This window comes from Aquimarina sp. AWH4_224 (assembly GCF_056160245.1).
The window spans coordinates 1-378 of record NZ_JBSWWU010000065.1 but is presented as its reverse complement, the minus strand read 5'-3'; the positions used below and the strand labels follow the sequence as shown (position 1 = coordinate 378).

The following is a 378-nucleotide window of genomic DNA, read 5'->3' as shown; positions in this document are numbered from 1 at the left end:
GAAATACAGGTGCAACTGGTGCACAAGGGCCGACGGGTGCTACTGGAGCAACCGGTGCGCAAGGACCAACAGGTGCTACTGGAGCAACCGGTGCACAAGGACCGACAGGTGCTACTGGAGCAACCGGAGCGCAAGGGCCAACAGGTAATACTGGAGCAACCGGAGCGCAAGGACCTACGGGTGCTACTGGAGCAACCGGTGCACAAGGACCAACAGGTAATACAGGTGCCACTGGAGCACAAGGACCGACAGGTGCTACCGGAGCAACCGGAGCGCAAGGACCTACTGGTGCTACTGGAGCAACCGGAGCGCAAGGACCTACGGGTGCTACTGGAGCAACCGGTGCACAAGGGCCGACAGGTGCGACTGGAGCAACCG

1 protein-coding gene is annotated in these 378 nt (G+C 61.1%); it reads left to right on the top strand.

The window, feature by feature from the left end:
- Positions 1–378: hypothetical protein (locus tag ACXAGJ_RS24715; RefSeq protein WP_474843865.1), on the top strand; the 378-nt coding region annotated here is incomplete at both ends.